Source organism: Streptomyces sp. NPDC005566, from assembly GCF_040605575.1.
GTDB lineage: Bacteria > Actinomycetota > Actinomycetes > Streptomycetales > Streptomycetaceae > Streptomyces.
Genome location: NZ_JBEXDB010000014.1, coordinates 167,823 through 194,095 on the forward strand (window position 1 = coordinate 167,823; position 26,273 = coordinate 194,095).

Sequence of the window (26,273 nt, forward strand, 5' to 3'; positions counted from 1 at the left end):
CCCCTGCGGCGACCCGGCCGGTTCGGGGCCCGCTACGAGGCCTCGCGCAGGAACACGTCCCGGGCGAAGAAGTCCGCCAGGACCGGTGCGATCGCCTGCGGTGCCAGGTCGCGCGTCTGGCCGGTCAGCGTGCGGTGCCGCGCCTTGGGGACCGCCGCCGCGAGGGCGAGAGTCGTCTCACGGGTCCGATCGGGACTGAAGCCGCCGCAGACCACCAGCGTGCGCGCCGTCACGGACGCGAAGCGCTCGGCCGGGACCGTGCCGTTGCCCAGCAGTGTGTCGTCGTACGTGAGCGTGTGGGCGAGCGCCTCCAGCTCCGCCCACAGCGGGGCCCGGCGCATCCGGGCGACCGTCGCCTCCGGGACACCGGTCCGGGACAGGTACAGCTCGACGGCCCCGCCCCGGTCGCCGACCGCGAGCCGGCTGTGGAGTTCCGCCGTGCAGCGGGACTTGAACAGCAGCCCGGCCGGATCCGGTGTGTACGGCGGCTCGTACACGGCGAGCAGATCCACGGGCAGCCCCGCGGCATGCGCCTCCAGGGCCAGCGCACCGCCCGACAGCATGCCGAACAGCGACACCCGCTCACCCACCCGGGCCGCGACCGCGGCCAGGTCCTCGATCTCGCGCCGCACCGCGTACGGACCGGTGTCGCCGCTGGAGCCGCGCCCACGGCGGTCGTACGTGACGACCGTGAACCGCGGCGCGAGCAGTTCGGCGAGCGGCTCCTCGGCCGCCGCGCTGCTCAGTGCCCCGCCGATCAGGATCACCGGCGGCCCGTCACCCCGGCGCCGGTAGGCGACGGACGTGCCGTCACGGGAGAGAGTCTTGTCCATGTGAGGGTGGACCGGGACGGCTCGCAGAACTCATCGGTGGTGCCGGGAAATCTTTTTGACGGTCAGTCGGCGACCACATCCGTGTCGTAGAAACAGAAGTGGCCCTTGATCGCCGCGACGTGCTCCTTGGGCTCCGGATAGGCCCAGACGAGGTCCGCCGCTCCGGGCAGCGACCAGTAGGACGCGTCACCCTTGAACGGGCAGTGCGTGCGGGTGTCCGAGGGCGTCAGCAACTCCGTACGGACATCCCCGGGCGGCAGGTAGTACCTGACGGGACAACCCGTCTCGCGCAGGGCGAGCGGGCGATGGCTCTCGGCGAGCAGCTGCCCTTCGCGTACCACGCGCACGTGCACGGCTTCGGGCTCGACGGTGATGCGGTGTCCTGATGCGGAAGTCATGACTGGTTCAGCCGTGCAGCGGGCCTGTTTCTTCCCGCTCCGGGGTGTGCCGGGGCGGCCCGTACGGTGGGCGCATGAACATTTGTGTCTTTCTCTCCGCCGCCGACCTCGACGACCGCTACACCGTGCCCGCCCGCGAATTCGCCGAACTGCTGGGCCGGGGCGGCCACACCCTGGTCTGGGGAGGTTCGGAGAGCGGACTCATGAAGGTCGTCGCCGACGGGGTGCAGGCGGCCGGCGGGCGGCTCGTGGGCGTGTCGGTGGAGTTCCTGGCAGCGAAGGCCAGGGCCGACGCCGACGAGATGGTGGTCGCCAAGGACCTGGCCGAGCGCAAGGCGCTGCTCCTGGAGAAGGCCGATGCCGTCGTGATCATGGTCGGGGGTACGGGCACGCTCGACGAGGCCACGGAGATCCTGGAGCTGAAGAAGCACGGCAAGAACACCATGCCCGTCGTCCTGTTGAACACGGCCGGGTTCTACGACGGTCTGCGCCAGCAGTTCCAGCGCATGGAGGACGAGGGCTTCCTGCCGGTGCCCCTCACCGACCTGGTCTTCTTCGCCAAGGACGGAGTGGGGGCGCTCGCCTACCTGGAGGAGTCGGCCGGCCTGCGCTGAGGCCCGGGCGGGGTGACAGCATGAGGGCATGCCTACTCACCTCATCACCGGGGCCGGCTCCGGTATCGGAGCGGCCGTCGCCCGCCGCCTCCTGGAGCGCGGCGACGAGCTCGTGCTGCTGGCCCGGGACGCAGGGCGGGCCAAGGAACTGGCCGCCCTCCACCCCGGGGCCCGCACACTCGTCGGCGACCTCGCCAATCCGGACCGGCTCTCCTGGGCCTTCGGGCAGCAGCCGATGCCCGAACGGCTCGACTCGCTGCTGCACATCGCGGGGGTCGTCGAGCTCGGCAGGATCGGCGACCTCACCCCCAAGGCCTGGCACTTCCAGCTCAACGCCAATCTGATCGCCCCCGCCGAACTGACCCGGCTGCTGCTGCCCCAGCTGCGCGTCTCCCAGGGCGACGTCGTCTTCGTGAACTCCGGCGCCGGGCTCGAGGCCCACGCCGAGTGGGGCGCGTACGCAGCCAGCAAGCACGGCCTGAAGGCCCTTGCCGACTCGCTGCGCCACGAGGAGCACGGCAACGGCGTCCGGGTGACATCTGTCTATCCCGGGCGCACCGCCAGCCCCATGCAGGCCAAGGTCCACCAGCAGGAGGGCAAGGAGTACGACCCCTCCCGCTGGATCGACCCGGAGTCCGTGGCCACCACGATCCTGCTGGCCGTCGACCTGCCGCGCGACGCCGAGATCAACAACCTGACGGTCCGCCCCGGCCGCTGAGAAACCGGGGGCGGTGCGGCCCGTAGGCTCTGCGCGTGAGCGAGAAGAGCAAGTTCAGCGGGTGTGCCGCCACCGGTGTCGGGTCCATGCCGGGCGGAGACGCACGGGAAGCGGCCAAGACCGTCGCCGGGTCCTTCGCCGACGGGCAGGGCATGCCGTATCTGGCGGAGCTGCCCGCGCGGGGACCCGGGGCGGACATGATCGGGCGGACCGTCGGACTGCTCGTCGAGATGTACGGCCACGTCGAGCCCAGCGGCTGGCGGATCAGCGACCGGCCCGGCCGTGACACGCGCCGCGCCCGCTCCTGGCTCGGCGAGGACCTCGACGCGATGGAGGAGCACACCCAGGGCTACGAAGGCCTCCTCAAGGTCCAGGCGGTCGGCCCCTGGACCCTGGCCGCCGGCCTGGAACTGCGGGGCGGCGAGGCCATGCTCGGCGACCCGGGCGCATGCCGTGACCTGGCCGGTTCGCTGGCGGAAGGGTTGCGCACGCACCTCGCGGACGTCCGGCGCCGAGTGCCCGGCGCCGAGGTGGTGCTCCAGCTCGACGAACCGTCCCTGACCGCCGTACTCCTGGGCCGGGTCCGGTCCGCGAGCGGTTACCGGACCTACCGGGCCGTGGACCGCCAGGTCGTCGAGGGAGCCCTGCGCGAGCTGCTCGCGGTGAACGGCGAGGGGCCGACGGTGGTCCACTCGTGTGCCCCGGAGGTGCCCTTCGCCCTGTTGCGCCGCGCCGGGGCGGGCGCCATCTCGTTCGACTTCTCTCTTCTCACCGAGCGTGAGGAGGACGCGATCGGGGAAGCCGTCGAAGCCGGCACCCAGCTCTTCCTCGGCGTGGTTCCCGGAGTCGACGCGGCCTCGACCGCATTGTCGGACCCTGGCGGTAGCGTCATGGGTGTCAGGACGTTGTGGAGCAGGCTGGGGTTCGGTCCGGGGACTCTCACCGAGTCCGTCGTGATCACCCCGTCCTGCGGGCTGGCGGGGGCATCGCCCGCGTACGCGCGCGCCGCGCTCGCCCACTGCGCCCGGGCCGCGAGGTCACTCGCAGACAACCCTGAGTAACGGGGCAACGGGTCAACGGGAGGATCGGACGATGGCCGGCGAACAGCAGGCACAGCAGCTGACCGGTGTGCCGGCGGATGCGCAGGAGCAGCACGCGCTCCTGGCCGAGCAGATCGAGGAACACCGCTTCCGGTACTACGTGAAGGACCAGCCGGTCGTCAGCGACGCCGACTTCGACCGGATGATGCGATCGCTGGAGGCCATCGAGGACCGGTACCCCCAGCTGCGTACACCGGACTCGCCGACCCAGAAGGTCGCCGGGCCGTACACCACGGAGTTCACGTCCGTCGAGCACCGTGAGCGCATGCTCTCCCTCGACAACGCCTTCGACGACGGGGAGCTCGCGGCCTGGGCCGAGCGTGTCGCACGGGACGTCGGCACCGGCGGCTACCACTTCCTGTGCGAGCTCAAGGTGGACGGTCTCGCCGTGAACCTCACGTACGAACACGGGAAGCTGACCCGCGCGGCCACCCGCGGCGACGGCCGGACCGGCGAGGACATCACGCCCAACGTCCGCACGATCGCGGAGATCCCGCACCGCCTGAAGGGGGAGCGGATCCCCGCGCTCGTCGAGATCCGCGGCGAGGTCTTCTTCCCGATGGAGGCCTTCGAAGGACTCAACGCCCGCCTGGTGGAGGCCGACGACAAGCCGTTCGCCAACCCGCGCAACGCGGCGGCCGGATCCCTGCGCCAGAAGGACCCGAAGGTCACCGCCACCCGCCCGCTGCACATGGTGGTGCACGGCATCGGCGCCCGCGAGGGCTTCGACATCGACTGCCTCTCGCACGCCTACGAATTGCTGAGCGAATGGGGCCTGCCGACGGCCCGGCACAACAAGGTGGTCGATTCCCTCGACGGCGTACGGGAGTTCATCGCGTACTTCGGTGAGAACCGCCACTCCGTGGAGCACGAGATCGACGGGGTCGTCGTCAAGCTCGACGAGATCCCGCTCCAGGGCCGGCTGGGTTCCACCTCGCGCGCACCGCGCTGGGCGATCGCCTGGAAGTACGCCCCCGAAGAGGTCAACACCAAACTGGTCAACATCCGGGTCGGCGTCGGACGCACCGGCAGGGTCACGCCGTACGCCCAGGTGGAACCCGTCGAGGTGGCGGGCTCCGAGGTCGAATTCGCCACCCTGCACAACCAGAACGTGGTGAAGGCCAAGGGAGTCCTCATCGGCGACACGGTGGTTCTCCGCAAGGCGGGCGACGTCATCCCGGAGATCCTCGGCCCAGTCGTCGACCTGCGCGACGGCAGCGAGCGGGAGTTCGTCATGCCGGCCGACTGCCCCGAGTGCCGTACGGCGCTGCGCCCCATGAAGGAGGGCGACATCGACCTCCGCTGCCCCAACGCACGATCCTGCCCGGCGCAGTTGCGGGAGCGGGTGGCCTACCTCGCCGGCCGCAGGTGCCTGGACATCGACCACTTCGGCTATGTGGCGGCCGCTGCCCTGACGAAGCCTCTGGAGCCCGCCGATCCGCCCCTGCTCGACGAGGGGGACCTCTTCGGCCTGACGGTGGAGCAGCTGCTGCCGATCCGGGCCTATGTCCTGGACCAGGACAGCGGGCTGCCCAAGCGCGATCCGAAGAGCGGTGAGGAGAAGATCGCGACGGTCTTCGCCAATCAGCAGGGCGAACCGAAGAAGAACGCCCTGGCCATGCTCGAAGGCATCGCGTCGGCACGGCAGGCCCCCCTGGCCCGGATCCTCACCGGGCTGTCGATCCGTCATGTGGGGCCCGTGGCCGCCGTGGAGCTGGCCCGGCAGTTCCGGTCCATCGACCGGATCGACGAGGCGTCGGAGGAGGAGCTGGCCGCCGCCGACGGGGTCGGACCCATCATCGCCGCGTCGGTCAAGCAGTGGTTCGCCGAGGACTGGCACCGCGAGATCCTGCGCAAGTGGCGGGAGGCCGGTGTCCGGATGGAGGACGAGGGAGCGGGCGAGGACGAAGGGCCGCGACCGCTCGAAGGGCTCACCGTCGTCGTCACGGGCACGCTGGCCACACACACCAGGGACGGTGCCAAGGACGCGCTGCAGAGCCGGGGGGCGAAGGTGACCGGTTCCGTCTCGAAGAAGACCTCCTTCGTCGTGGTGGGCGAGAACCCGGGGTCCAAGTACGACAAGGCGATGCAGCTGAAGGTCCCCGTCCTCGACGAGGACGGGTTCGCCGTCCTGCTCGACCAGGGGCCGGACGCGGCGCGTGAGGCGGCTGTGCCGGTGGAGGCGTGATCGAGACCCCTTCGCCCGAAGTGATCGAGGCTCGATCGAAACGCTGCAGGGGAGTGGCGGTGGACGAGAAGGGAATAAAGCGGACAAGAGGGGGCCGAGTGATCCGGCCGAGCCGGTCGGTTTCACTCGATCGGCACACATCGGACGGTGGGACTGCGGGGTCCGCATTCGGGCAAGAGCTGTAGAGCGCTGCCCGCAAAGGCTGTTGGCGGCCTACTGTTGAACGTGCACCCGCCGCGCCCGCCCGCGTGGTCGGAATCGGGTCGCGATGGCACGGGAGCGGGGGCCACTGTGGGACATCGGCACCGCCGGCTGTGAGAGGGACGGAATGAAACCGACCGAGAGCGCCGCAACGGTGTCGCGGCTGCAGGGTTTCGTCGGCCTCACGTCAAAAGTGGGAGCCGTCGTCGTGGGGGTTGCCACGGTTCAGCTGGCAACCGGGTTCTACCGGACGGTCCGCGACGGCGAGGCGCTCTTCCCGGACGGCACCGCGGGCTGGTCGCTCGCGCTGCTCACCGGCATCATCGTCGGCCATCTGGTCGCCCTCGGACGCGACCGCTGGTGGGGCGGCACCGGCTCCGGCGCCGCCCTCACGCTCGCCGTGCTGCTGCTCTACGGCTGGGTGCCCGCCGGTCTGGTCAGCCTGGTCGTCGTGGTGCTCGTCGGCACCGCCCGACGCCACCGCTGGTGGCAGGGACTGCTCCACGGAGCCGTGGACATCCTCGGCATCGGAGCCGCGGGACTCGTCCTGTCCGCCTTCGGAGAGGTGCCGACGGTCGCCGCCCCCTGGCGGCCACTCGACTGGGGTATCGACGCCGTCCCCGAAGTGCTGCTCGCGGCCTCCACGTACCTCCTCGTCACTCGCGTCCTGCTGTGGTACGCACGGGCATCCCAGAGCGGCGGGCTGCCGACGATCGCCCGCACGGCGCTCCTGCGCCAGGGACTCGTCGCGGTCGCCCTGCTCGGCATCGCCCCGCTGATCTGCGTCGTCGCGTCGGCCATGCCCGTGCTGCTGCCGCTCTTCGCCGTGCCGCTGATCGCCCTCGACTCCACGCTCTGGATCGCCCGCGCCCGCGCCGAGGAACAGCTGCGGGACCCGCTGACCGGTCTGCCCAACCGCCAGTGGCTGCTGGAGAGGACATGGACGGCGCTGGAGGAGGCCGGGAGCACCGGCTCCAGATCGGCGCTCGTCCTCATCGACCTCGACCGGTTCCGCGCCGTCAACGACACCCTCGGGCACCTGGCGGGGGACCGGCTGCTGCTCCAGATAGCGGACCGGCTGCGGCTCGCCCTGCCGCGCGGTGCGGAGGCCGCACGGCTGGGCGGCGACGAGTTCGCCGTCCTGCTGCCGACCGCGGACTCCACCACCAGCGCCCAGCGGGTCGCCCGGCACCTGGTCGCCGAGCTCTCCTCGCCCCTCGACCTGGACGGGCTCACCCTGGTCCTCGAAGCGAGTGCCGGGGTCGCCGTCCACCCCGACCACGCACTGGACGCCGAAGGGCTGCTCAGGCGGGCGGACGTGGCCATGTACCAGGCCAAGCGGGACCGTACGGGCGTGGAGGTGTACGAGTCCAAGCGGGACAGCAACACCCCGGACCGGCTCGGGCTCCTGGGCGATCTGCGGCGCGCGCTCGACGCCCAGGAGGTGGAGCTCCACTACCAGCCGAAGGTCAGGTTCGACGGCCAGGTCGCCGGGCTCGAAGCCCTGGTGCGCTGGGTGCATCCCGAGCGCGGGCGGGTCCCCCCGGACGAGTTCATCGCGATCGCGGAGTCGTCCGGCCTGATGCCGCACCTCACCGAGTACGTGCTGGAGACCGCGCTGGCCCAGGTGGCCCGATGGCGCGCGCAGGGGCTGTTCGTCCCCGTCGCGGTCAACGTCTCGCCGCGCGATGTCCACACCCCCGGCTTCGCGGGAAGCGTCGCGGCCCGGCTCGCCCGGCACGGCGTCCCGGCCGGAGCGCTCCAGCTGGAGATAACGGAGCACGTCCTGCTGGAGGACCCGCAGCGGGCCGCCGACACCCTGGCGGGGCTGACCGGGCACGGAGTCAAGATGTCCCTCGACGACTTCGGTACCGGCTACTCCTCACTGGTCCACCTGCGCAAGCTGCCGGTCAGCGAACTCAAGATCGACCGGTCGTTCGTCGCCCGGCTCGCCATAGACAACGAGGACGCGGAGATCGTCCGCTGCACCATCGACCTGGCCCATTCGCTCGGTCTGCTGGTCGTCGCCGAGGGCGTCGAGGACGACGAGACCTGGGAGCGGCTGCGGGACCTGCGCTGCGACGCGGTGCAGGGCTGGCTCGTCGCGGCGGCCATGCCACCGCAGGAGACCACGGCCTGGCTGCGGGCGCGCGGCGAGCACGGCTGGCGGCGGCCGGCGGAGCTGGAGGCCGCGGCAGCTGCCGCCGCGGCGGCAGCGGTGACGCCCGAGCTGGAGTCCAGGCCCGCGGGCCGCGCGCTGAACCCCGGTCCGGCGACGGCCTGAACGACGGGGCAGGGGCGCCGGGACCACTCGGCGGGCGTTTTGTCCTCAATCGCCGGACGGGCTCGATGCACCCCGGGCGCGATTGCGGGGCAGCGCCGGGCGACCCCATAGGATTGGGCCAAAACCACACACCGAACCCTGAGGATCGCTGCATGCCTGGCATCACGCGCGAGGAGGTCGCCCACCTCGCACGGCTGGCGCGTCTGGAGCTGAAGGGCGAAGAGCTCGAGCACTTCGCCGGTCAGCTCGACGACATCATCGGCGCGGTCGCCCGCGTCTCCGAGGTCGCCGACCAAGACGTACCGCCGACCTCCCACCCGCTGCCGCTGACGAACGTCATGCGCGCGGACGAGGTCCGTCCGTCGCTCACCCCCGCGCAGGCGCTCTCGGGCGCCCCTGCCCAGGAGCAGCAGCGTTTCAAGGTGCCGCAGATCCTGGGGGAGGACTAACAGCCATGACGGACATCAGCACCATCATCAAGCTCACCGCGGCGGAGATCGCCGCGAAGATCGCCTCCGGCGAGCTGACGGCCGTCGAGGTCACCGAGGCCCACCTGGCCCGGATCGAAGCCATCGACGAGAAGGTCCACGCCTTCCTGCACATCGACCGCGAGGGCGCGCTCGCGCAGGCCCGCGCCGTCGACGCCAAGCGCGAGGCGGGCGAGAAGCTCGGCCCGCTGGCCGGCGTCCCGCTCGCGCTCAAGGACATCTTCACCACGCAGGACATGCCGACCACCGTCGGCTCGAAGATCCTCGAGGGCTGGGTCCCGCCGTACGACGCGACCGTCACCAAGCGGCTGAAGGCCGCCGACGTCGTCATTCTCGGCAAGACCAACATGGACGAGTTCGCCATGGGGTCCTCCACCGAGAACAGCGCCTACGGCCCGACCGGCAACCCGTGGGATCTCACCCGTATCCCGGGCGGTTCCGGCGGCGGTTCCTCGGCGGCGCTCGCCTCCTTCGAGGCCCCGCTCGCCATCGGCACGGACACCGGCGGCTCCATCCGCCAGCCCGCGGCCGTGACGGGCACCGTCGGCGTCAAGCCCACCTACGGCGGCGTCTCCCGCTACGGCATGGTCGCCTTCTCCTCGTCCCTCGACCAGGGCGGACCCTGCGCCCGTACGGTCCTGGACGCTGCGCTCCTGCACGAGGCCATCGCGGGCCACGACCCGCTCGACTCGACGTCCATCGACGCCCCGGTCCCGCCGGTCGTCGAGGCCGCGCGCAACGGCTCCGTACAGGGCATGCGCGTCGGAGTCGTCAAGCAGTTCGCCGGCGAGGGCTACCAGGCGGGTGTCGTCCAGCGCTTCAACGAGTCGGTCGAGCTGCTGAAGTCGCTCGGCGCCACGATCGTCGAGCTGGACTGCCCGTCCTTCGACCTGGCCCTGTCGGCGTACTACCTGATCGCACCGTCCGAGTGCTCCTCGAACCTGGCCCGTTTCGACGCCATGCGCTACGGCCTGCGGGTCGGCGACGACGGCACGCGCTCCGCGGAGGACGTCACCGCCCTCACCCGCGAGGCCGGCTTCGGCGACGAGGTCAAGCGCCGCGTCATCCTCGGTACGTACGCGCTCAGCTCCGGCTACTACGACGCGTACTACGGCTCGGCGCAGAAGGTCCGCACCCTCATCACGCAGGACTTCGAGAAGGCGTTCGAGCAGGTGGACGTCATCGTCTCGCCGACGACGCCCACCACCGCCTTCCCGATCGGCGAGCGCGCCGACGACCCGATGGCGATGTACCTCGCGGACCTGTGCACCATTCCGACCAACCTCGCCGGCAACTCCGCCATGTCGCTGCCCTGCGGCCTGGCCCCGGAGGACGGCCTGCCGGTCGGGCTGCAGATCATCGCCCCGGCCATGAAGGACGACCGGCTGTACAAGGTCGGAGCCGCCGTCGAGGCCGCCTTCGTGGAAAGGTGGGGACACCCGCTGCTTGAGGAGGCTCCGTCGCTATGAGTGCAATGGCTAAGAAGGCCAAGAACTTCAAGAAGTCCAAGACCGGCGCGTACGTGTCCATGGGTACCACCGCCTTCGGCGCGCTCAGCGTGTTGAAGCAGGTGAAGATGGCCCGCAAGGACAACGACACACTGCGGCTGATCGACGCCGCCGTATCCGCCGCCGCGATCGTGACCGGACTCGCGATCCTCTACCGCGAACTCAAGCGTCTCGGCGACGACGACGTCCTGCTGGGCTGAGAGGGAAAGTTTCACCGTGACTGTCATTGACCTGGAGTCGTACGAGGACGCCCTCGCGACGTACGACCCCGTCATGGGCCTCGAAGTCCATGTCGAGCTCGGCACCAAGACCAAGATGTTCTGCGGCTGCTCCACGGAGCTCAAGCAGGACGCCAACTCGCAGACCTGCCCGGTCTGCCTCGGGCTGCCCGGCGCGCTGCCGGTCGTCAACGAGATCGGCGTCGAGTCCGCGATCAAGATCGGTCTCGCGCTGAACTGCGAGATCGCCGAGTGGTGCCGCTTCGCCCGGAAGAACTACTTCTATCCGGACATGCCGAAGAACTTCCAGACCTCGCAGTACGACGAGCCGATCGCCTTCAACGGCTATCTGGACGTCCAGCTGGAGGACGGCGAGATCTTCCGCGTGCAGATCGAGCGCGCCCACATGGAGGAGGACACCGGCAAGTCGACGCACGTCGGCGGTGCCACCGGCCGTATCCACGGCGCGTCCCACTCCCTGCTCGACTACAACCGCGCGGGCATCCCGCTCATCGAGATCGTCACCAAGCCGATCGAGGGTGCGGGCGCGCGCGCTCCCGAGGTCGCCAAGGCGTACGTCGCCGAGCTCCGCGAGCTCATCAAGGCGCTCGGTGTGTCGGAGGCCCGGATGGAAATGGGGCAGATGCGCTGCGACGTGAACCTGTCGCTGCGGCCCCACGGCCGGGAGGAGTTCGGTACGCGCTCCGAGACGAAGAACGTGAACTCGTTGCGTTCCGTCGAGCGTGCCGCCCGCTTCGAGATCCAGCGCCATGCCGCGGTGCTGAACACCGGCGGAACGATCGTGCAGGAGACCCGGCACTTCCACGAGGAGGACGGCTCCACCACGGCCGGCCGCATCAAGGACAACGCCGAGGACTACCGGTACTTCCCGGAGCCGGACCTCGTGCCCGTCGCCCCGGCCCGTGCATGGGTCGAGGAGCTGCGCAAGGGCCTCCCCGAGCTGCCGCGGCTGCGCCGTGCGCGGCTCAAGGAGGAGTGGGGCGTCTCCGAGCACGACATGCAGTCCATCCTCAACGCGGGCGCGGTCGACCTGATCGTCGCCACGACGGAGGCCGGTGCTCCGGCGGACCAGGCCCGCAAGTGGTGGATGGGCGAGCTCGCCCGTAACGCCAACGAGACCGGGCGCGGTCTCGACGAGCTGGGCGTCACCCCCGTGCAGGTCGCCAGGGTCGCCGAGCTCGTCACCTCGGGCGACCTCAACGACAAGCTGGCACGCCAGGTCCTCGAGGGTGTCCTCGCGGGCGAGGGCGACCCGGACACCGTTGTCGAGAAGCGCGGCCTGAAGGTCGTCTCCGACGAGGGCGCCCTGGGCACGGCAGTCGACGAGGCCATCGCGGCCAACGCCGCGATCGCCGACAAGATCCGTGGCGGCAAGGTCGCCGCTGCCGGCGCCCTGGTCGGCGCGGTCATGAAGGCCACCCGCGGTCAGGCGGACGCGGCGCGTGTACGGGAGCTGATCCTGGAGAAGCTCGGCGTCGAGGGCTGAGGCCCTCCCGCAGGACCGTGTGAGTGAAGGGCGGTGCACCCGGATATCCGGGTGCACCGCCCTTTCGCGTGGTGCAGCAGGTTGTGACCATGGCCACGAACAGGACAATTGATCACTAATGCCTGACAGAGTGACGGTCCTCAGGTCATGCGACTTTTTCGGGATGTTCCCCTTATTCCCGTCGATGGTCCACGAACCCGCAGGGAGCACGTCCGTTGGCCGCCATCGCACGCTGGTGCCTCAGGCACCGTCTCGCCGCTGTCCTCATCTGGCTTCTCGCCCTCGGCGGCACGGCAGGGGCAGCGGTCGTCGCGGGCTCCGCGTACTCCAACAACTACGAGGTGCCGGGAACCGAGTCCGGCCGCGCCGGTGAACTCCTCCAGGCGGGGTTCACCGACCTCGGCGGCGACACCGACACCGTCGTCTGGCACACCACCGGCCCCACCGTCCGTGCCGCCGACGTCGAACAGACCATGACCAGGACGCTGCAGGCCGTCGACGCGCTGCCCGGAGTCGGCGACGTCACCGGACCCTACGAGGCCGACGGCAACGGACAGATCAGCGCGGACAGCCGCACCGCCTACGCCACCATCACCTTCGACCACCGGGCCGACGAGATTCCGCGGGAACAGGCCCAGGCGGTCGTCGACACCGCGAAGGCAGCCGAGAGCGACGGGCTCCAGGTCGAGCTCGGCGGCAGCGCCGTCGCCCTGACCGAAACGCCGGGCGTCCACCTCAGCGAGGCCGTCGGAGTGGTCGTCGCCGCCGTCGTGCTCTTCCTCGCCTTCGGCTCGCTCGCCGCCAGCCTGCTGCCCATCGCGACCGCCCTCGTCTCCGTCGGCACGGCCTACGCGGGGATCGTGCTGCTCGGCCACGTCATGACCGTCGCCGACTTCGCACCGATGCTGGGCATGCTGGTCGGGCTCGGCGTGGGCATCGACTACGCGCTGTTCATCGTCACCCGGCACCGCAGAGGCCTGAAGCGCGGCCTGTCCGTGCCCGAAGCGGCGCAGAACGCCGTCGCGACCACGGGGCGCGCCGTCGTCTTCGCCGGAGCGACCGTCTGCGTCGCGCTGCTGGGCATGCTGGTCCTGCGGCTCGGCTTCCTCAACGGTGTCGCGATCGCCGCCTCGCTCACCGTGGTGCTGACCGTCGCCGCCTCCGTCACCCTGCTGCCCGCCCTGCTCTCCTTCATCGGCATGCGGGCGCTGAGCCGACGCGAGCGCAGGCAGCTCGCCGAGCTCGGCCCGCAGCGGGAACACACCACCGGCTTCGCCGCCCGCTGGGCCGCGTTCGTCGAGCGGCACCCCAAGCTGCTCGGAGTGGTCGCCGCCGCGATCATGGCGGCGCTCGCCCTGCCCGCCTTCGGGCTGCACCTGGGCACCTCCGACCAGGGCAACAACCCGGCCACGGCGACCACCCGGCAGGCGTACGACCTGCTGGCCGAGGGCTTCGGCCCCGGCGTCAACGGACCGCTGACGATCGCCGCCCACCTCGACGGAGCCGACGACCGGCTCGCCCTCGACGGTCTGCCCGGCGTGCTGCGGGCCACCGACGGCGTCGCCTCCGTGAGCCCGGTGACCTACAACAACGGCGGCGACACGGCGTTCGTCACCGTCGTCCCGGAGTCAGCGCCCCAGTCGCAGCGGACCAGCGAACTCGTCGACCGGCTGCGTGACGACGTGCTGCCGCCCGTCCAGGACAACACGTCCCTCCAGGTCCATGTGGGCGGCGTGACAGCGAGCTACGACGACTTCGCCGAGATCATCATCGGCAAACTCCCGCTCTTCGTCGGGGTTGTCATCGGACTCGGCTGCCTGCTCCTGCTCATGGCCTTCCGGTCCCTCGCCATCCCACTGAAGGCCGCCGTGATGAACGTGGCCGCCGTCGCCGCCTCCTTCGGGGTCGTCGTCGCGGTCTTCCAGTGGGGCTGGGGCAGCGAACTGCTGGGACTCGGCAGCGCCGGCCCGATCGAACCCTTCCTCCCGGTGATCATGGTGTCCGTGCTCTTCGGGCTCTCGATGGACTACCAGGTCTTCCTGGTCGGCCGGATGTACGAGGAGTGGCTGGAGACCGGGGACAACCGCAGGTCGGTCCGCGTGGGTCTCGCCGAGACGGGCCGGGTGATCAACTCCGCCGCGGTCATCATGATCTCGGTCTTCCTCGCCTTCGTGCTCAGCGGAGACCGCGTCATCGCGATGTTCGGCATCGCACTGGCAGCCGCCGTCGCACTCGACGCCTTCGTCCTGCGCACCCTGTTGGTGCCCGCCCTGATGCACATGCTCGGCGGCGCCAACTGGTGGCTGCCCGCCCGGCTCGACCGACTGCTCCCGCGCATCAGCATCGAGCCCCCGGACCGGCCGGCGCCCCATGCGAAAATCCCGGGGGAGCGTGCCGACGACCAGGACCGGGCCGTCGCACAGCGCGTCCACTGAGATCGAGGAGAAGTTCTTATGTTCGCGGTGTCCCTGGGTGATGACGGGGCGCAGCTGCGCCCGCTGGAGCCCTGGCAGGCGGAGGAGTTCCTGGCCCACATGGACCGGGCGCGGGGCCTCGTGGACCCCTGGATCCCGTTCGCCGCAGCCGCGACGGACCTCCCCTCCGCGCGCGCCCTGCTCCAGAGGTACGCGGACAAGCAGGCTGCCGACACCGGTCGGCTCTACGGAATCTGGCTGGACGGCACGCTCGTCGGGGGCGTCCTTTTCCGGATATTCGATGCGGAGACCGGGAACTGTGAGATCGGCTGCTGGCTGGAGCCCGCGGGGGAGGGCCGGGGCCTGGTGAACCGGGCATCGCGCCGGCTGATCGACTGGGCCGTCGACGTACGCGGCATGCACCGGGTCGAGTGGGTCGCTTCCGCCGCCAACACCCGCAGTGTCGCGGCAGCCGAGCGGCTCGGCATGACGCGCGACGGCGTGCTGCGCGAGGCCTATCTGTACCGGGGCGTGCGGCACGACGAGGAGATCTGGTCGGTACTGGCCTCCGAATGGCGTGTCGGGCGGGAGTGAGAGGCGCCGCGCGTTAAGAAGGTTCTCATCCTGGCCCCCTAGCGTGCGGCGCATGAAGACCACCCCCTCCAAGACCACCTCCGCCGTCGACGACGACCGCGAGGACACGGCGGCAGCGGACGAGAGCGCCGTTGCGGACCTGACGACGGACCTGACGAAGAAGGAGCCCGCCGACGGCGCCTCCGACGACAACGCGTCCGACGATGCCGCAGGGCATGCGGCCGCGGAGGACGACGACCTGGAGCCCGACCCCTACGACGAGGCGGAAGCCGCCGAGTCCGCCGGGATCGGTGCCGGAGCCGGGGCCGTCGTCGCCGCCGGGCTGGGCATCGTCTCCCTCACGGGGGCCTGGACCGGCCGGGTCGCCGCCGAGCGCGAGACCCTGATCGGCCAGATCAAGACCTCCGGCGGCGGCAGCGCTGCCCAGCAGATCTCCGAGATCTACGCCGACGCCTGGCACACCACGGCCCTCGTCAACGGGCTCTTCGCCCTCGTCGCCCTGCTGGTCGGCGCCTTCGTCCTCCTGCGCCCCGCCTTCGGCGCACCCTCCGACCGTCCGCAGCCGGGCTGGATCCGCGCTGTCGCGCTGGCGGGCATCGCACTGGGCGTCCTCGGCGTACTCATCTCCGTAGGCATGTACTTCGACCTCTTCGTCTCCCTGCCGAGCGCGGGCGCGCCGACGACCGGAGGCTGACCGCACCGAGGGGCTGACCGCACCGAGGGGCCGACCGCACCGAGGGGCCGACCCTTCGCCTAAGGCACCGGGCGCCCCGGACTAAGGCACTGGACCCCTCTCGGATGCGGCACTCGCCCGATGCGGCGGCACCCCCTGGCAGACGACAGTTGGGGCACGGCAGGAAGCCGTGCCCCAACTGTCGTCACCAGGGAGAAGACCATGTACGCCTACGAACTCCACCGGATCAACGCCGCCGATCTGATCCGCGAGGCGGACGAGCAGCGCACCGTGCGCCAGGCCGTGCTCGCCCGCCGGGCCGCCCGCCGCTCGGCCCGCCGTGCCGGACCGGATGACACGGAGGGGCGGGTGACGAAGAGCAGCGACCGGTTCGTGCATGCCGCGTAACGATGGGCGTCCGTCTTTCCGCAGCCACCGCGCTGTCGCACGCATATGCGATGCTCAGCGATGTGGAGACCAACACCGTCAGCCCCGTGTTCGTCGGCCGAGCCGGTGAACTGGCCACGCTGACCGATGCGCTCGCCCGGGCCTCGGCAGGGGAGCCACAGGCACTGCTCATCGGTGGCGAGGCCGGAGTCGGCAAGACCCGGCTGGTCGAGGAGTTCCTCGCCGCGGCCGGCCGACGCGAGGCCGTCGTGGCCGTCGGCAGCTGCGTGGAGATCGGGGCCGACGGCCTGCCGTACGCCCCGTTCTCCACGGCACTGCGCGCCCTGCGCCGCGCGCTGCCCGAGGAACTGACCGAGGCACTCGCCGGTCAGGAAGGCGAACTGGCCCGGCTGCTGCCCGAACTGGGCGAAGCGGACCGGGCATCGAACGACGAGCACGGCACCGCCCGTCTCTTCGAGCTCGCCGCCCGGATGCTGGAGCGCATCTCCGCCGCCCGCACGGTCGTCCTCGTCCTGGAGGACCTGCACTGGGCCGACACCTCCACCCGGCACCTCCTCGCCTACCTCTTCCGCACCCTGCGCGACGGCCGCCTCGTCGTCATCGGCACGTACCGCGCCGACGACGTCCACCGCCGCCACCCCCTGCGCCCCCTCCTGGCAGAACTGGACCGGCTCCGCACCGTCCGCCGCATCGAACTCGACCGGTTCAGCCTCGCCGAGGTCGGCCGGCAGCTCACCGGCATCCTCGCCGCGACGCCCGAGACCTCGCTCGTCGACGAGATCTTCGACCGCTCCGACGGCAACGCCTTCTTCGTCGAGGAGCTCGCCCGCAGCGTGGAGTGCTGCGGTGACAGCTCCCGGCTCTCCGAATCGCTGCGCGACCTCCTCCTCGTACGTGTCGAGGCACTGCCCGAGAACGCCCAGCGGATCGCCAGGATCCTCGCCGAGGGCGGCTCCACGGTCGAGCACAGGCTCCTCGCCGCCGTCGCCGGGCTGGCCGAGGACGACCTCGACGAAGCACTGCGGGCAGCCGTCGGCGCCAACCTGCTGCTGCCGTCCCCCGACTCCGACGGATACCGCTTCCGCCACTCCCTGGTCCGCGAGGCCGTCAGCGACGACCTGCTGCACGGCGAACGCAACCGCCTCAACCGCCGCTACGCCGAAGCGCTGGAGGCGGACCCGTCCCTCGTGCGCGCCGAGGAACGTGCCGCCCGGCTCGCCAGCTACTGGTACGCCGCGCACGACCCGGCCAAGGCCCTGCCCGCCGTGCTGGGTGCGTCCGTCGAGGCCCGCCGCCGCTACGCCTACTCCGAGCAACTGCGCCTGCTGGAACGGGCCATGGAGCTGTGGGACGACGTGCCGGAAGAGGTGCGTGCCACCCTGCGCCCGATCGACTACGCCGAGGTCTACCCGGGCTGCGGGTGCGACCCCGAGACGGCACCGATGCGCTACCTCGACCTGATGGCCGAGGCCACCGTCGCCGCGCGCTTCGGCGGCGACCGCGAACGGGCCCTGGCCATCGCCAAGAAGGCCCTGCGCGTCCTGGACGGCGACACGGACCCCCTGCGCGCGGCCTGGTTCTGGGTGCAGCGTTCCCTGCTGACACACCACCTGTCCCGGGGCGACGGCTGGCAGGAACTGGCCACGGCCCAGGAGCTGGTGCGCGGCCTGCACCCTTCGTCGGTGCACGCCGACGTGCTGGCCAACGTGGCGAGCTGGGGTGCCCTGCACCGGCCGGGCCCGGACACGCTGGCCGCGGCTGACCGTGCCGTGGAGTACGCACGACTCGTCGGCGACGAGTACATCCAGCTGCACGCCCGGCTCACCCGTGGCTGGCTCACCATCGACGCGGGCGGCGTCGAGGAGGGGATCGCCGAGATGTACGCCGTCCGCGACCGGGCCGAAGAGCTGCACTTGGTGGGCGTGATGAGCCGTGCCAGCATCAACCTGCCGTCCTCGCTCGAGTCCGCGGGCCGCTCCCTGGAAGCGGTGGCCGCCGCCGACCACGGCATCCGGATCTGCCACAGCCACGGCATCCCCGACTCCGAGGCATGGGTCCTGGCCAACCAGGCGCAGTCGTACTTCTCCCTCGGGCACTGGGACGAGAGCAGGGCGGCCCTGGACGCGGCGGACCTGGTCGCGCGGTCCCGCAAGTCCCAGGGGCTCATCGCCTCACGCCGCGCGGAGCTGGCACTCGTCCGCGGCGACTACGGCGAGGCGGAGGAGCAACTGGTGCTGAACCGGCGCCTTCTGGGCCGTCACGACCCGCAGCCCCAGCATCTGATCAGCCCTGTCCGTTACGCCATGGCCCTGGCCGCCCAGCAGGGCAGGCTCCCCGAGGCGCGGGCAGCGTTCGAGGTGCAGTCCGAGGAGGGCTTCCCGCCGGGCACCCAGCGCTACGCCTTGCCGCTGCTGGACGTCGCGGCGTCGATCGAGGCCGATGCGCGCGGGCTGCCCGCCACCGAGCCGGGCCGTCCGGCGATCCTCGAACGCATCCGCGGCCATCTCAAGCGCCTGCCGATGCTCGTCCCCGTGTGGGCGGCCTACGGTGTGCTGATCGAGGCGGAACTGGCCCGTGCGGAGGGCGCCGACACCCCGGACCACTGGTCACGCGCCGCGGCGGCCTTCGGGCCTCTTCAGCGGCCCTTCGAACTGGCCCGGATCCGGCACCGCTGGGCGGAGGCGATGCTCACCGCGTCCGGGGCCGGTGACAGAGCTCCGGCAGCGGCCCTCCTGCGCGAGGCCCACGCGGTCGCGGAGCGGCTCGGAGCCCGGCCGCTCGCGGAGAGCGTCGAGCTGCTCGCCGGCCGTGCGCGCATCACGCTCGCAGCGCCCGCGCGGGGAGTGAGGGACGCGGGGGCAGCTGGGGGCGACGTGGACGAGGCGGACGTCCTGGGTGCCGGCGCCGCCGACGGCGGGGGTCACCCAGCCGTACCTGCCCCGGCCGTGGATGCGATCGAGTCCTTCGGCCTGACGACCCGGGAGCAGGAAGTGCACCGGCTGGTCGCTGCCGGCTACACCAACCGCAGGATCGCCGAGGAGCTCTACATCTCGCCGAAGACCGCGAGCGTGCACGTCTCCAACATCCTCGCCAAACTGAACGTCTCCAGCCGGGGCGAGGCGGCCGCGCTCGCACACCGGTTCCGGTTGTACCCGGCGAGGTGACGCGCGGCCCCTCGGCGCGACTGGGGAGGCCGCCCGTGCCCACGCGGGTGGCAGCGAGGTGTCCTCAGTCGCCGGACGGGCGTCGTTCGGCGAGGTCCGTCGTCGGGCGGCGCACCGTCACCCGGCCGGAGGTGAGGTCTATCGGGCCCCGGGCAGGGTCGCCGATGCCCAGGTCCACCCGGCTCAGCTCCAGCCGTCTCTGCTCCTCGGCCGTGTGCTTACGGCCCGGCGCGAACAGCTCCTCGAAGAAGTTGAACACCGTCCGTGCTCCCTCCGACATGCCGCCCGGCGGGTCGCTACCGCACCTTCAGCAGCAGGATCCGGTCGTCCCCCGGCTTCGGGGTGCCCCGTCCGTCCGTGTTGTTCGTGACCAGCCACAGCTTGTCGCCGCCCGCAGCGAGCACGGTCCGCAGCCGGCCGTACTTCCCTTCGAGGAACGCCTGGGGCGCTGCCAATGGTTCCTTGCCCGCCGTGCCGGACAGCGGAATCCGCCAGAGCCGCTCACCACGCAGGCCCGCCATCCAGATCGAGCCCTCGGCGTACGCGATACCGCTCGGGGAGGCCTCGGAGGTCTTCCACTGGGCCACCGGGTCGACGAACCCCTCCTCGCCCTTCTTCCCCTCGACGTCCGGCCAGCCGTAGTTCTTCCCCGGCTCGATGCGGTTCAGCTCGTCCCAGGTGTCCTGGCCGAACTCGGCCGCCCAGAGCTGCTTGCGGCTGTCCCAGGCCAGCCCTTGGACATTGCGGTGCCCGTACGAATACACCACCGAGTCGGCCTCGGGGTTGCCGTGCACCGGCTCACCGTCCGGCGTCATCCTGAGGATCTTCCCCGCGAGAGACGTCCTGTCCTGGGCGAGACCCGTGTCGCCCGTCTCGCCCGTGCCCGCGTACAGCATGCGGTCCGGGCCGAAAGCGATCCGTCCGCCGTTGTGGACGGAGCCCTTCGGGACGCCCCGCAGGATCGTGTCCGGGGCACCGAGCTGCCGGCCGGCCGGCTTCTGCTCGTCGTACTGCATGCGCGCGATGCGGTTGTCCGACTCGGTCGTGAAGTACGCGTACACCAGATGGTCCGCGCCGTACGTCGGGGCGACCGCCAGTCCCAGCAGCCCGCCCTCACCGCCGACGGCTACGCCGGGAACGGAGCCCAGCAGGGTCTTCTTGCCGCTCTCCCCGTCGATCCGGCTGATCGTCGCCTCGTCGCGCGAGGCCACCAGCAGATCGCCACCGGGCAGCGCCGCCAGCCCCCACGGCGACGGGAGGTCCTCCGTGAGCGTCGAGACCACCTCCACGGAACCCTTGGCCGGCGGCAGATCGGCCGCGGGGCTCGACGAGGCGGGCGGAGACGAGGAGGAGCTCGCGGGCGGCGAGGTGTCACCCTCACGGCCCGCCGTGTCACCGGACCCACCGCCGGAGGAGCAGGCGGCGGACAGCAGCAGCGACGCTGCCGCCAGCAGGGCCACTACCCCCTTGCGCACCGCGGGAGTTTGCACAGATCCGAACACAGCACCGCGCACAGCACCGATCCTTTCGACGGCCGCATGACTACTGTTCTTACACCGCTGCCTGCCCACGGGTTCCCGATCTCCGTCAATTGTCCCGCCGCGTGATCAGTCCCACGACCCGCGGGCCCGCGGCAGCCCGGCGATCTCCGCCACGTCCCGGTCCGTGAGGACCAGGTCCGCGGCCCCCGCGTTCTCCACGGCCCAGCGTTCCTGCTTCGCGCCGGGCACGGGAACCACATGCCGGCCCTGGCGCAGCACCCAGGCCAGTGCCACCTGGGCAGGAGTGGCGCCGTGCCGCTCCGCGATCCGCCGCAGACCCGCCACCACCGGCTGGTTCGCCGCCATCATCTCCGCCGTGAACCGCGGGTGCCTGGCTCGCGGATCGTCCGGTTCGAAGCCCTGGCCCGGTTTCAGCGTCCCCGTCAGATAGCCGTTGCCCAGTGGCATCGCCGCCAGCAGACCGACACCCCGCGCCGTGCACCAGGGCAGCAGCCGCTCCAGCGCCTCAGGGGACCACACGGAGAGCTCCGCCTCGACCGCGCTGACGGGAAAGACCTGCTGCACCCGCTCCAGTTGCCGGATCGTTCCGTCGTGCATCCGTGCCCCCGGACGCCGTTCGGCCCGTGCTCCCACCGCGCACAGTCCCAGCGACCGGACCTTGCCGGCGGTCACCAGGTCCGCCATCGCGCCCCAGGTCTCCTCCACCGGTACTTCGGGGTCCGCCCGGTGCAGCTGGTACAGATCGATCACATCGGTCTGCAGCCGCCGCAGCGAGGCATCGCAGGCCCGGCGCACGTATCCGGGGCGCCCGTTGGCGACGATGTGCTGATCGCCCACCAACAGCCCGCACTTGGTGGAGAGGAAGGCCTCGGAGCGGCGCCCCTTGAGCGCGCGTCCGACCAGCAGTTCGTTGGTGAACGGGCCGTACATGTCGGCGGTGTCGAGCAGTTGGACGCCTGCGTCCAGTGCGGCGTGCACCGTCCGCACCGAACGGTCGCCGCGCTGCTGCGACGTGCTGTAGGCCCAGCTCATCGGCATGCACCCCAGCCCGACCGCGCCCACGGCGAGTGCCGCCGCACCGATAGTCCTGCGCTCCAACTCCCCGAACCCTCCCTCGGTCCCGCTGTCGCGGGGCCACTTCGGACCCCAAAGTAGCCTCTGCCGCTCCGTGACCTTCGCATAGCCTCCTGACCATGACTTCGACACCTGCTTCCGACGTGTGGCTGCCGATCGCGGCCGATGAGATCGACGGGCTCCCCGAGGGTCTCGACTACCGGTTCTGGGACGGCGGCCGTGACTACCCGGCGGACCCCGCGGACTGCGCCTTCTACGTCGTCCCGTACATGAAGGGAACGGAGGTCGCCGTCCGCCCGCTCAAGGAGATGACCGGCGTCCGGGTCGTGCAGACACTGTCCGCGGGCATCGACCATGTGCAGCCGGGACTCGGTCTCCTGTCCGGCGGTGTACGGCTGTGCAATGCCAAGGGTGTTCACGAGGCGTCGACCGCCGAGCTCGCTCTCGCCCTGATCCTGGCCTCGCTCCGCGGATTCCCGGGCTTCGTGCACGGCCAGGACAAGGAGGAGTGGCTCTCCGGCTTCTACCCCGCGCTCGCCGACAAGTCCGTACTCGTCGTGGGGTACGGATCGATCGGTGCGGCCATCGAGGACAGGCTCGAACCCTTCGAGTGCGCGCGGGTGGTGCGCGTCGCACGCTCCGCTCGGGCATCCGCACGCGGTCCCGTACACGCACTCGAGGAGCTGCCCGCACTCCTGCCCGAAGCCGACATCGTCATTCTGTCCACACCGCTGAACCCGTCCACACAAGGGCTGGTGGGCGCCGAGTTCCTCGCCGCGATGCCGGACGGTGCCCTGCTCGTGAACGTTGCCAGGGGAGCCGTTGTCGACACGGCGGCCCTGCTGTCCGAACTCGAGTCCGGCAGGCTGCGTGCCGCGCTCGATGTCACCGATCCCGAACCCCTGCCCGCGGGCCATCCCCTCTGGCATGCTCCCAACGTTCTGATCACCCCCCATGTGGGCGGCAGCACCTCGGCGTTCCTGCCGCGCGCCAAGCGTCTGCTCGCAGGCCAGATCACCCGCTTCGCCGCAGGGGAGCAGGTTCACAACCTGGTGCTCACGACCGGCTGAGCACGCTCCGGAACAGCGCGTGAGCACGTGGTTTCCGACAACACCCCAGGTGGTCACGGAGAGTAGAGAAGCTATGTCCCTGCGTGACGACTCTGGTGTATCGTCCAGAAGGGGGCAGCGCCACGGCAGGGGCGGTGCCGGGGAGGAAGCGCAACGCGAGGGGGCGACGGACGGTGTGCGGCCGATGGAGAGACGACCCGACGCGGCAGAGCGGACAGCGCCGGTCACCGGCGCCGAGGACCCCGGGCCAGGCCCGGGGGGCTCTCCGGTGAGCGCCCTCGGGGCGCTGCTCTCCCGGCGGCCGGTCTCCGGCCGGAGCGCGGGACTGCGCTCCCAACTGCTCCTCGCCGCCGTCTGCGCCGGTTACGCCGTGGGGGCGGCGGTCGGCTGGGGCTCACCCGGACTGGCCCTGTTCATGGGCGACTTCGGCCTCAGCCTCGCCGCCCTGATCGCCGCGGTGTCCTGCTTCCTCCACGCACGCAGGAGCGGCAGCCGCTTCCGGCCCGCCTGGCTGCTGTTCTCGCTCTCCTCCGCGATGGCGGCCGGCGGCAATGCCGTCTGGGGCTGGTACGAAGTGGTGCTGGGGCTCCCCGTGCCCTCCCCGTCCCTGGCCGACGTCTTCTTCCTCTGCTTCGCCCCGCCCGCCATCGTCGGGCTGCTGGTCCTTGCCAAGCGGCCCGTCACCCGGGCCGGCTGGGTCTGCCTGGTGCTGGACGCCTGGCTGATCGGCGGGTCCCTTCTCACCCTCTCCTGGAGCCTCGCGCTCGCCCACACCGCCCATGTCGCGAACGCCGAGGGAGAGAGCGTCGCCAGGGCCGCTCTCTCCCTGGCCTACCCGCTGCTCGACATCGTGCTGGTCTCCATGGTGCTCGCCCTGCACTTCCGGCGGGTCCACGTCAATCGCTCCGCGGTGAACACGGCCATCGCCGCACTCGCCCTGACAGTGCTGTGCGACGCGGTCTTCACCTCGCCGCTGCTCCGCTCGACCTACCGGTCCGGCCAACTCCTCGATGCGGGCTGGTTCGCAGGATCCCTGCTGCTCGCCTATGCGCCGTGGGGTGCCCGTCGCAGTCAGGACAACGCTGTCGAGCCCAGCGTCGAGCCGCGCACCGCCAGTCGTCCCATCGCCGGTTCCCTGGCCGCGCTCACGCCGTATCTGGCCGCCGCCGTCTGCACCCTCGGCATCCTCTACAACGTGGTGGAGGGCCGCACCGTCGACCGGGTCGTGGTCTTCACCGGCTGCGCGGTGGTGCTCGCCTTGGTCGTCCGGCAGGCGATCATGCTCCTCGACAACATCGCGCTCACCCACGAGCTGGCGCAGAAGGAGAACCACTTCCGCTCCCTGGTGCAGGGATCCAGCGACGTCATCATGATCGCCGCGCCCACCGGCATACTCCGCTACGTCAGCCCCGCGGCGGCCGGGGTCTACGGGCGGGACGCCGACGACCTCGTCGGCGCCGAGCTGTCCTCGATCATCCACCCCGAGGATCTCGGAAGGGTCGTCCACGAGGTCCGGCGGTTCCTCGCGGCACCGCCCCGGGAGGAACCCACCACCCGGATCGAATGCCGTTTCAGGTCGGGGGCCGGCGACTGGCTCCACGTCGAGTCCACCGTCAACCGCCACCAGGGCGGCCTGCTGCTCAACAGCCGTGACGTGACCGAACGGGTCCGGCTGCAGGCCCAGTTGCAGCACAACGCCGAGCACGACCCGCTCACCGACCTGCCCAACAGGGCCCTGTTCACCACACGCGTCAGCCAGGCACTCGGCGGCCGGCGCTCCGGCGACCCGGGCACCGCCGTGCTCTTCATCGACCTGGACGGCTTCAAGGCGGTCAACGACTCCATCGGCCACCAGGCGGGTGACGAGCTGCTCATCCAGGCCGCCCGCCGCCTCCAGGAGTCCGTACGCGCCTCCGACACGGCCGCACGCCTCGGGGGCGACGAATTCGCCGCGCTCATCATCGGTGACGGCACCCGCGACCAGGCTGCCCGGGAGTGCCAGGTCCACGAGATCGCGGACCGGTTGCGCCTCACGCTCTCCCAGCCGTACCGGATCGGAACCGGAGAGGTGAGGGTGGCGGCCTCCATCGGAGTGGCCTTCGCCGAGCCCTCCATCACGCCCAAGGACCTCATGCGCAATGCCGACCTCGCCATGTACCGCGCCAAGGCGAGCGGCAAGGACCGGGTCGAGCTCTACGCCCCCCAGATGCAGGCCGACGTCGTCCGCCGCTCCGAGGTCGCGGCGCGGCTGCGCACGGCCCTCCGGGACGGCGAGTTCGCGCTGCTGCACCAGCCCGTGATCCATCTGGCCAGCGGTACCGTCGCGGCCGTCGCCGCCCAGGCGCGCTGGCGCTCCGCGCAGGGCATCCTCTTCACCCCCGCCGAATTCCTCCGTGTGGCCGAGGACAGCGACCGCGCCGCCGAACTCGGCGGCTGGCTGCTGGAGGAGGCTGTCGAGCAGGCCGCCGAGCGGGCCAGGGCCGGTCACCCCGTCCCGGTGTCCGTGCGTGTGTCGGCCGGACGGCTGCTCGACCGCTCACTGCCCTTCGGCACCGTGGAAGCGCTCCTCACCCGGCATGGGCTGCCTTCCGGTGCCCTCATGATCGAAGTGGCCGACAGTGACCCGCGGATCGCTTTCGACGACCTCGAGCAGCGCCTGGTCGCGCTGCGCCGGCTCGGCGTACGGATCGCGCTCGACGGCTTCGGCAGCGGCTATGCGGCGATCAACGCACTGCGCCGCCTGCCCATCGACGTACTGAAGCTGGACCGCGGCCTGGTCGAGGGTGTCGTGGAGTCCGCCCGGCTGCACAAGATCACCAGCGGGCTGCTGCGTATCGCCTGCGACCTCGGTATGCAGTCCGTGGCCGACGGTGTGGATCTGCCCGAGCAGGTGCGCGCGCTGCGGGCCATGGGATGTACGCATGGACAGGGGATGGCCTTCTCCGGGCCACTTGACGAATATCGGCTGCGGCGCGCCCTGATCCGTGGCAAGTTCCCTGTTCCAGGGGGTGGTCCCACCGCGCAGCCCGTTCTGGCGGGTGGCTCGATCCCGCTCCAGAGCCGCTCACATGGTGAGACGCCCGTCCCACCTACTTGACACCGTATGCGTGCCGGAGAGAGGGTCAATGCCATGCGCACCCGAATTCTCGTACTTGGAAAGCGCGTCGGCTGAAGCAGGGTCACTCATGGACACCTTGCAGACCGCACCGGCGCGCTCCCCTCGCTTGCCTCACGGCACGAGGGGTTTTTTGTTGCACCGGCACCACTCAAAACCCCACAAACAAGCCGCATAAACCCTCAGCTTCGAGAAGAGATTG

At 71.0% G+C, this 26,273-nt stretch carries 21 protein-coding genes; 16 read left to right on the forward strand and 5 right to left on the reverse strand.

What is annotated here, in order from left to right; translation table 11 throughout:
- Window positions 1-32 precede the first annotated feature (32 nt).
- Window positions 33-833 (reverse strand): alpha/beta hydrolase, encoded by an 801-nt coding sequence (locus ABZS61_RS22840; RefSeq protein ID WP_356424126.1) that lies wholly within the window; start codon window positions 831-833, stop codon window positions 33-35.
- A gap of 62 nt (window positions 834-895) precedes the next feature.
- Window positions 896-1,231, reverse strand: a complete 336-nt coding sequence (locus ABZS61_RS22845) for a DUF427 domain-containing protein (protein ID WP_356424129.1) — start codon at window positions 1,229-1,231, stop codon at window positions 896-898.
- Window positions 1,232-1,305: 74 nt separating this feature from the next.
- On the opposite strand from ABZS61_RS22845, the gene ABZS61_RS22850 reads away from it, so the two are divergent.
- The 14 genes from ABZS61_RS22850 (at window position 1,306) to ABZS61_RS22915 (ending at window position 19,310) form a co-directional block, all read left to right on the forward strand.
- Window positions 1,306-1,845 (forward strand): TIGR00730 family Rossman fold protein, encoded by a 540-nt coding sequence (locus tag ABZS61_RS22850; protein ID WP_356424131.1) that lies wholly within the window; start codon window positions 1,306-1,308, stop codon window positions 1,843-1,845.
- 28 nt (window positions 1,846-1,873) lie between these two features.
- Window positions 1,874-2,563, forward strand: a complete 690-nt coding sequence (locus tag ABZS61_RS22855) for an SDR family oxidoreductase (protein WP_356424134.1) — start codon at window positions 1,874-1,876, stop codon at window positions 2,561-2,563.
- 35 nt (window positions 2,564-2,598) lie between these two features.
- Window positions 2,599-3,624, forward strand: coding sequence for a methionine synthase (locus tag ABZS61_RS22860; protein WP_356424137.1), 1,026 nt, complete (start codon window positions 2,599-2,601; stop codon window positions 3,622-3,624).
- Window positions 3,625-3,655: 31 nt separating this feature from the next.
- Complete coding sequence (gene ligA, locus ABZS61_RS22865; protein WP_356424140.1) at window positions 3,656-5,851, forward strand: NAD-dependent DNA ligase LigA; 2,196 nt, start codon at window positions 3,656-3,658, stop codon at window positions 5,849-5,851.
- A gap of 328 nt (window positions 5,852-6,179) precedes the next feature.
- Window positions 6,180-8,336, forward strand: a complete 2,157-nt coding sequence (locus ABZS61_RS22870) for a bifunctional diguanylate cyclase/phosphodiesterase (RefSeq protein WP_356424143.1) — start codon at window positions 6,180-6,182, stop codon at window positions 8,334-8,336.
- A 152-nt stretch (window positions 8,337-8,488) separates the two neighbouring features.
- Window positions 8,489-8,785 carry an Asp-tRNA(Asn)/Glu-tRNA(Gln) amidotransferase subunit GatC gene (gatC, locus tag ABZS61_RS22875; RefSeq protein ID WP_014048481.1) on the forward strand — a complete coding sequence of 99 codons (297 nt, stop codon included), beginning with the start codon at window positions 8,489-8,491 and terminating at the stop codon, window positions 8,783-8,785.
- A gap of 5 nt (window positions 8,786-8,790) precedes the next feature.
- Complete coding sequence (gene gatA, locus ABZS61_RS22880) at window positions 8,791-10,293, forward strand: Asp-tRNA(Asn)/Glu-tRNA(Gln) amidotransferase subunit GatA (protein ID WP_356424148.1); 1,503 nt, start codon at window positions 8,791-8,793, stop codon at window positions 10,291-10,293.
- Window positions 10,290-10,532 (forward strand): hypothetical protein, encoded by a 243-nt coding sequence (locus tag ABZS61_RS22885; protein WP_356424151.1) that lies wholly within the window; start codon window positions 10,290-10,292, stop codon window positions 10,530-10,532. Before gatA ends, ABZS61_RS22885 begins: the two co-directional genes overlap by 4 nt.
- 16 nt (window positions 10,533-10,548) lie before the next feature.
- Window positions 10,549-12,057, forward strand: coding sequence for an Asp-tRNA(Asn)/Glu-tRNA(Gln) amidotransferase subunit GatB (gatB, locus tag ABZS61_RS22890; RefSeq protein ID WP_356424154.1), 1,509 nt, complete (start codon window positions 10,549-10,551; stop codon window positions 12,055-12,057).
- A 215-nt stretch (window positions 12,058-12,272) separates the two neighbouring features.
- On the forward strand, window positions 12,273-14,492 hold the full coding sequence (locus ABZS61_RS22895) for an MMPL family transporter (RefSeq protein WP_356424156.1): 2,220 nt from the start codon (window positions 12,273-12,275) through the stop codon (window positions 14,490-14,492).
- An 18-nt stretch (window positions 14,493-14,510) separates the two neighbouring features.
- Complete coding sequence (locus ABZS61_RS22900; protein WP_356424159.1) at window positions 14,511-15,065, forward strand: GNAT family protein; 555 nt, start codon at window positions 14,511-14,513, stop codon at window positions 15,063-15,065.
- A 52-nt stretch (window positions 15,066-15,117) separates the two neighbouring features.
- The gene (locus ABZS61_RS22905) at window positions 15,118-15,759 is read left to right on the forward strand and encodes a hypothetical protein (RefSeq protein WP_356424162.1); all 642 of its coding nucleotides are present in this window, start codon (window positions 15,118-15,120) and stop codon (window positions 15,757-15,759) included.
- A 201-nt stretch (window positions 15,760-15,960) separates the two neighbouring features.
- On the forward strand, window positions 15,961-16,146 hold the full coding sequence (locus ABZS61_RS22910; RefSeq protein ID WP_356424164.1) for a hypothetical protein: 186 nt from the start codon (window positions 15,961-15,963) through the stop codon (window positions 16,144-16,146).
- Window positions 16,147-16,196: 50 nt separating this feature from the next.
- Window positions 16,197-19,310 (forward strand): AAA family ATPase, encoded by a 3,114-nt coding sequence (locus ABZS61_RS22915; RefSeq protein WP_356424167.1) that lies wholly within the window; start codon window positions 16,197-16,199, stop codon window positions 19,308-19,310.
- A 64-nt stretch (window positions 19,311-19,374) separates the two neighbouring features.
- Here ABZS61_RS22915 and ABZS61_RS22920 read toward each other — a convergent pair whose 3' ends face one another.
- The 3 genes from ABZS61_RS22920 to ABZS61_RS22930 all read right to left on the reverse strand — a co-directional run bounded on the left by ABZS61_RS22920 (window position 19,375) and on the right by ABZS61_RS22930 (window position 21,874).
- Window positions 19,375-19,569 (reverse strand): DUF6191 domain-containing protein, encoded by a 195-nt coding sequence (locus ABZS61_RS22920; protein ID WP_356424170.1) that lies wholly within the window; start codon window positions 19,567-19,569, stop codon window positions 19,375-19,377.
- A 37-nt stretch (window positions 19,570-19,606) separates the two neighbouring features.
- The gene (locus ABZS61_RS22925; protein WP_356424173.1) at window positions 19,607-20,824 is read right to left on the reverse strand and encodes a PQQ-dependent sugar dehydrogenase; all 1,218 of its coding nucleotides are present in this window, start codon (window positions 20,822-20,824) and stop codon (window positions 19,607-19,609) included.
- Window positions 20,825-20,917: 93 nt separating this feature from the next.
- The gene (locus ABZS61_RS22930) at window positions 20,918-21,874 is read right to left on the reverse strand and encodes an aldo/keto reductase (protein ID WP_356424334.1); all 957 of its coding nucleotides are present in this window, start codon (window positions 21,872-21,874) and stop codon (window positions 20,918-20,920) included.
- Window positions 21,875-22,005: 131 nt separating this feature from the next.
- On the opposite strand from ABZS61_RS22930, the gene ABZS61_RS22935 reads away from it, so the two are divergent.
- Both ABZS61_RS22935 and ABZS61_RS22940 read left to right on the forward strand, forming a co-directional pair.
- Window positions 22,006-22,956 (forward strand): 2-hydroxyacid dehydrogenase, encoded by a 951-nt coding sequence (locus ABZS61_RS22935; protein ID WP_356424176.1) that lies wholly within the window; start codon window positions 22,006-22,008, stop codon window positions 22,954-22,956.
- A 268-nt stretch (window positions 22,957-23,224) separates the two neighbouring features.
- Entirely contained in the window at window positions 23,225-26,053 is a 2,829-nt protein-coding gene (locus ABZS61_RS22940) for an EAL domain-containing protein (protein WP_356424179.1), read from the forward strand.
- Window positions 26,054-26,273 lie beyond the last annotated feature (220 nt).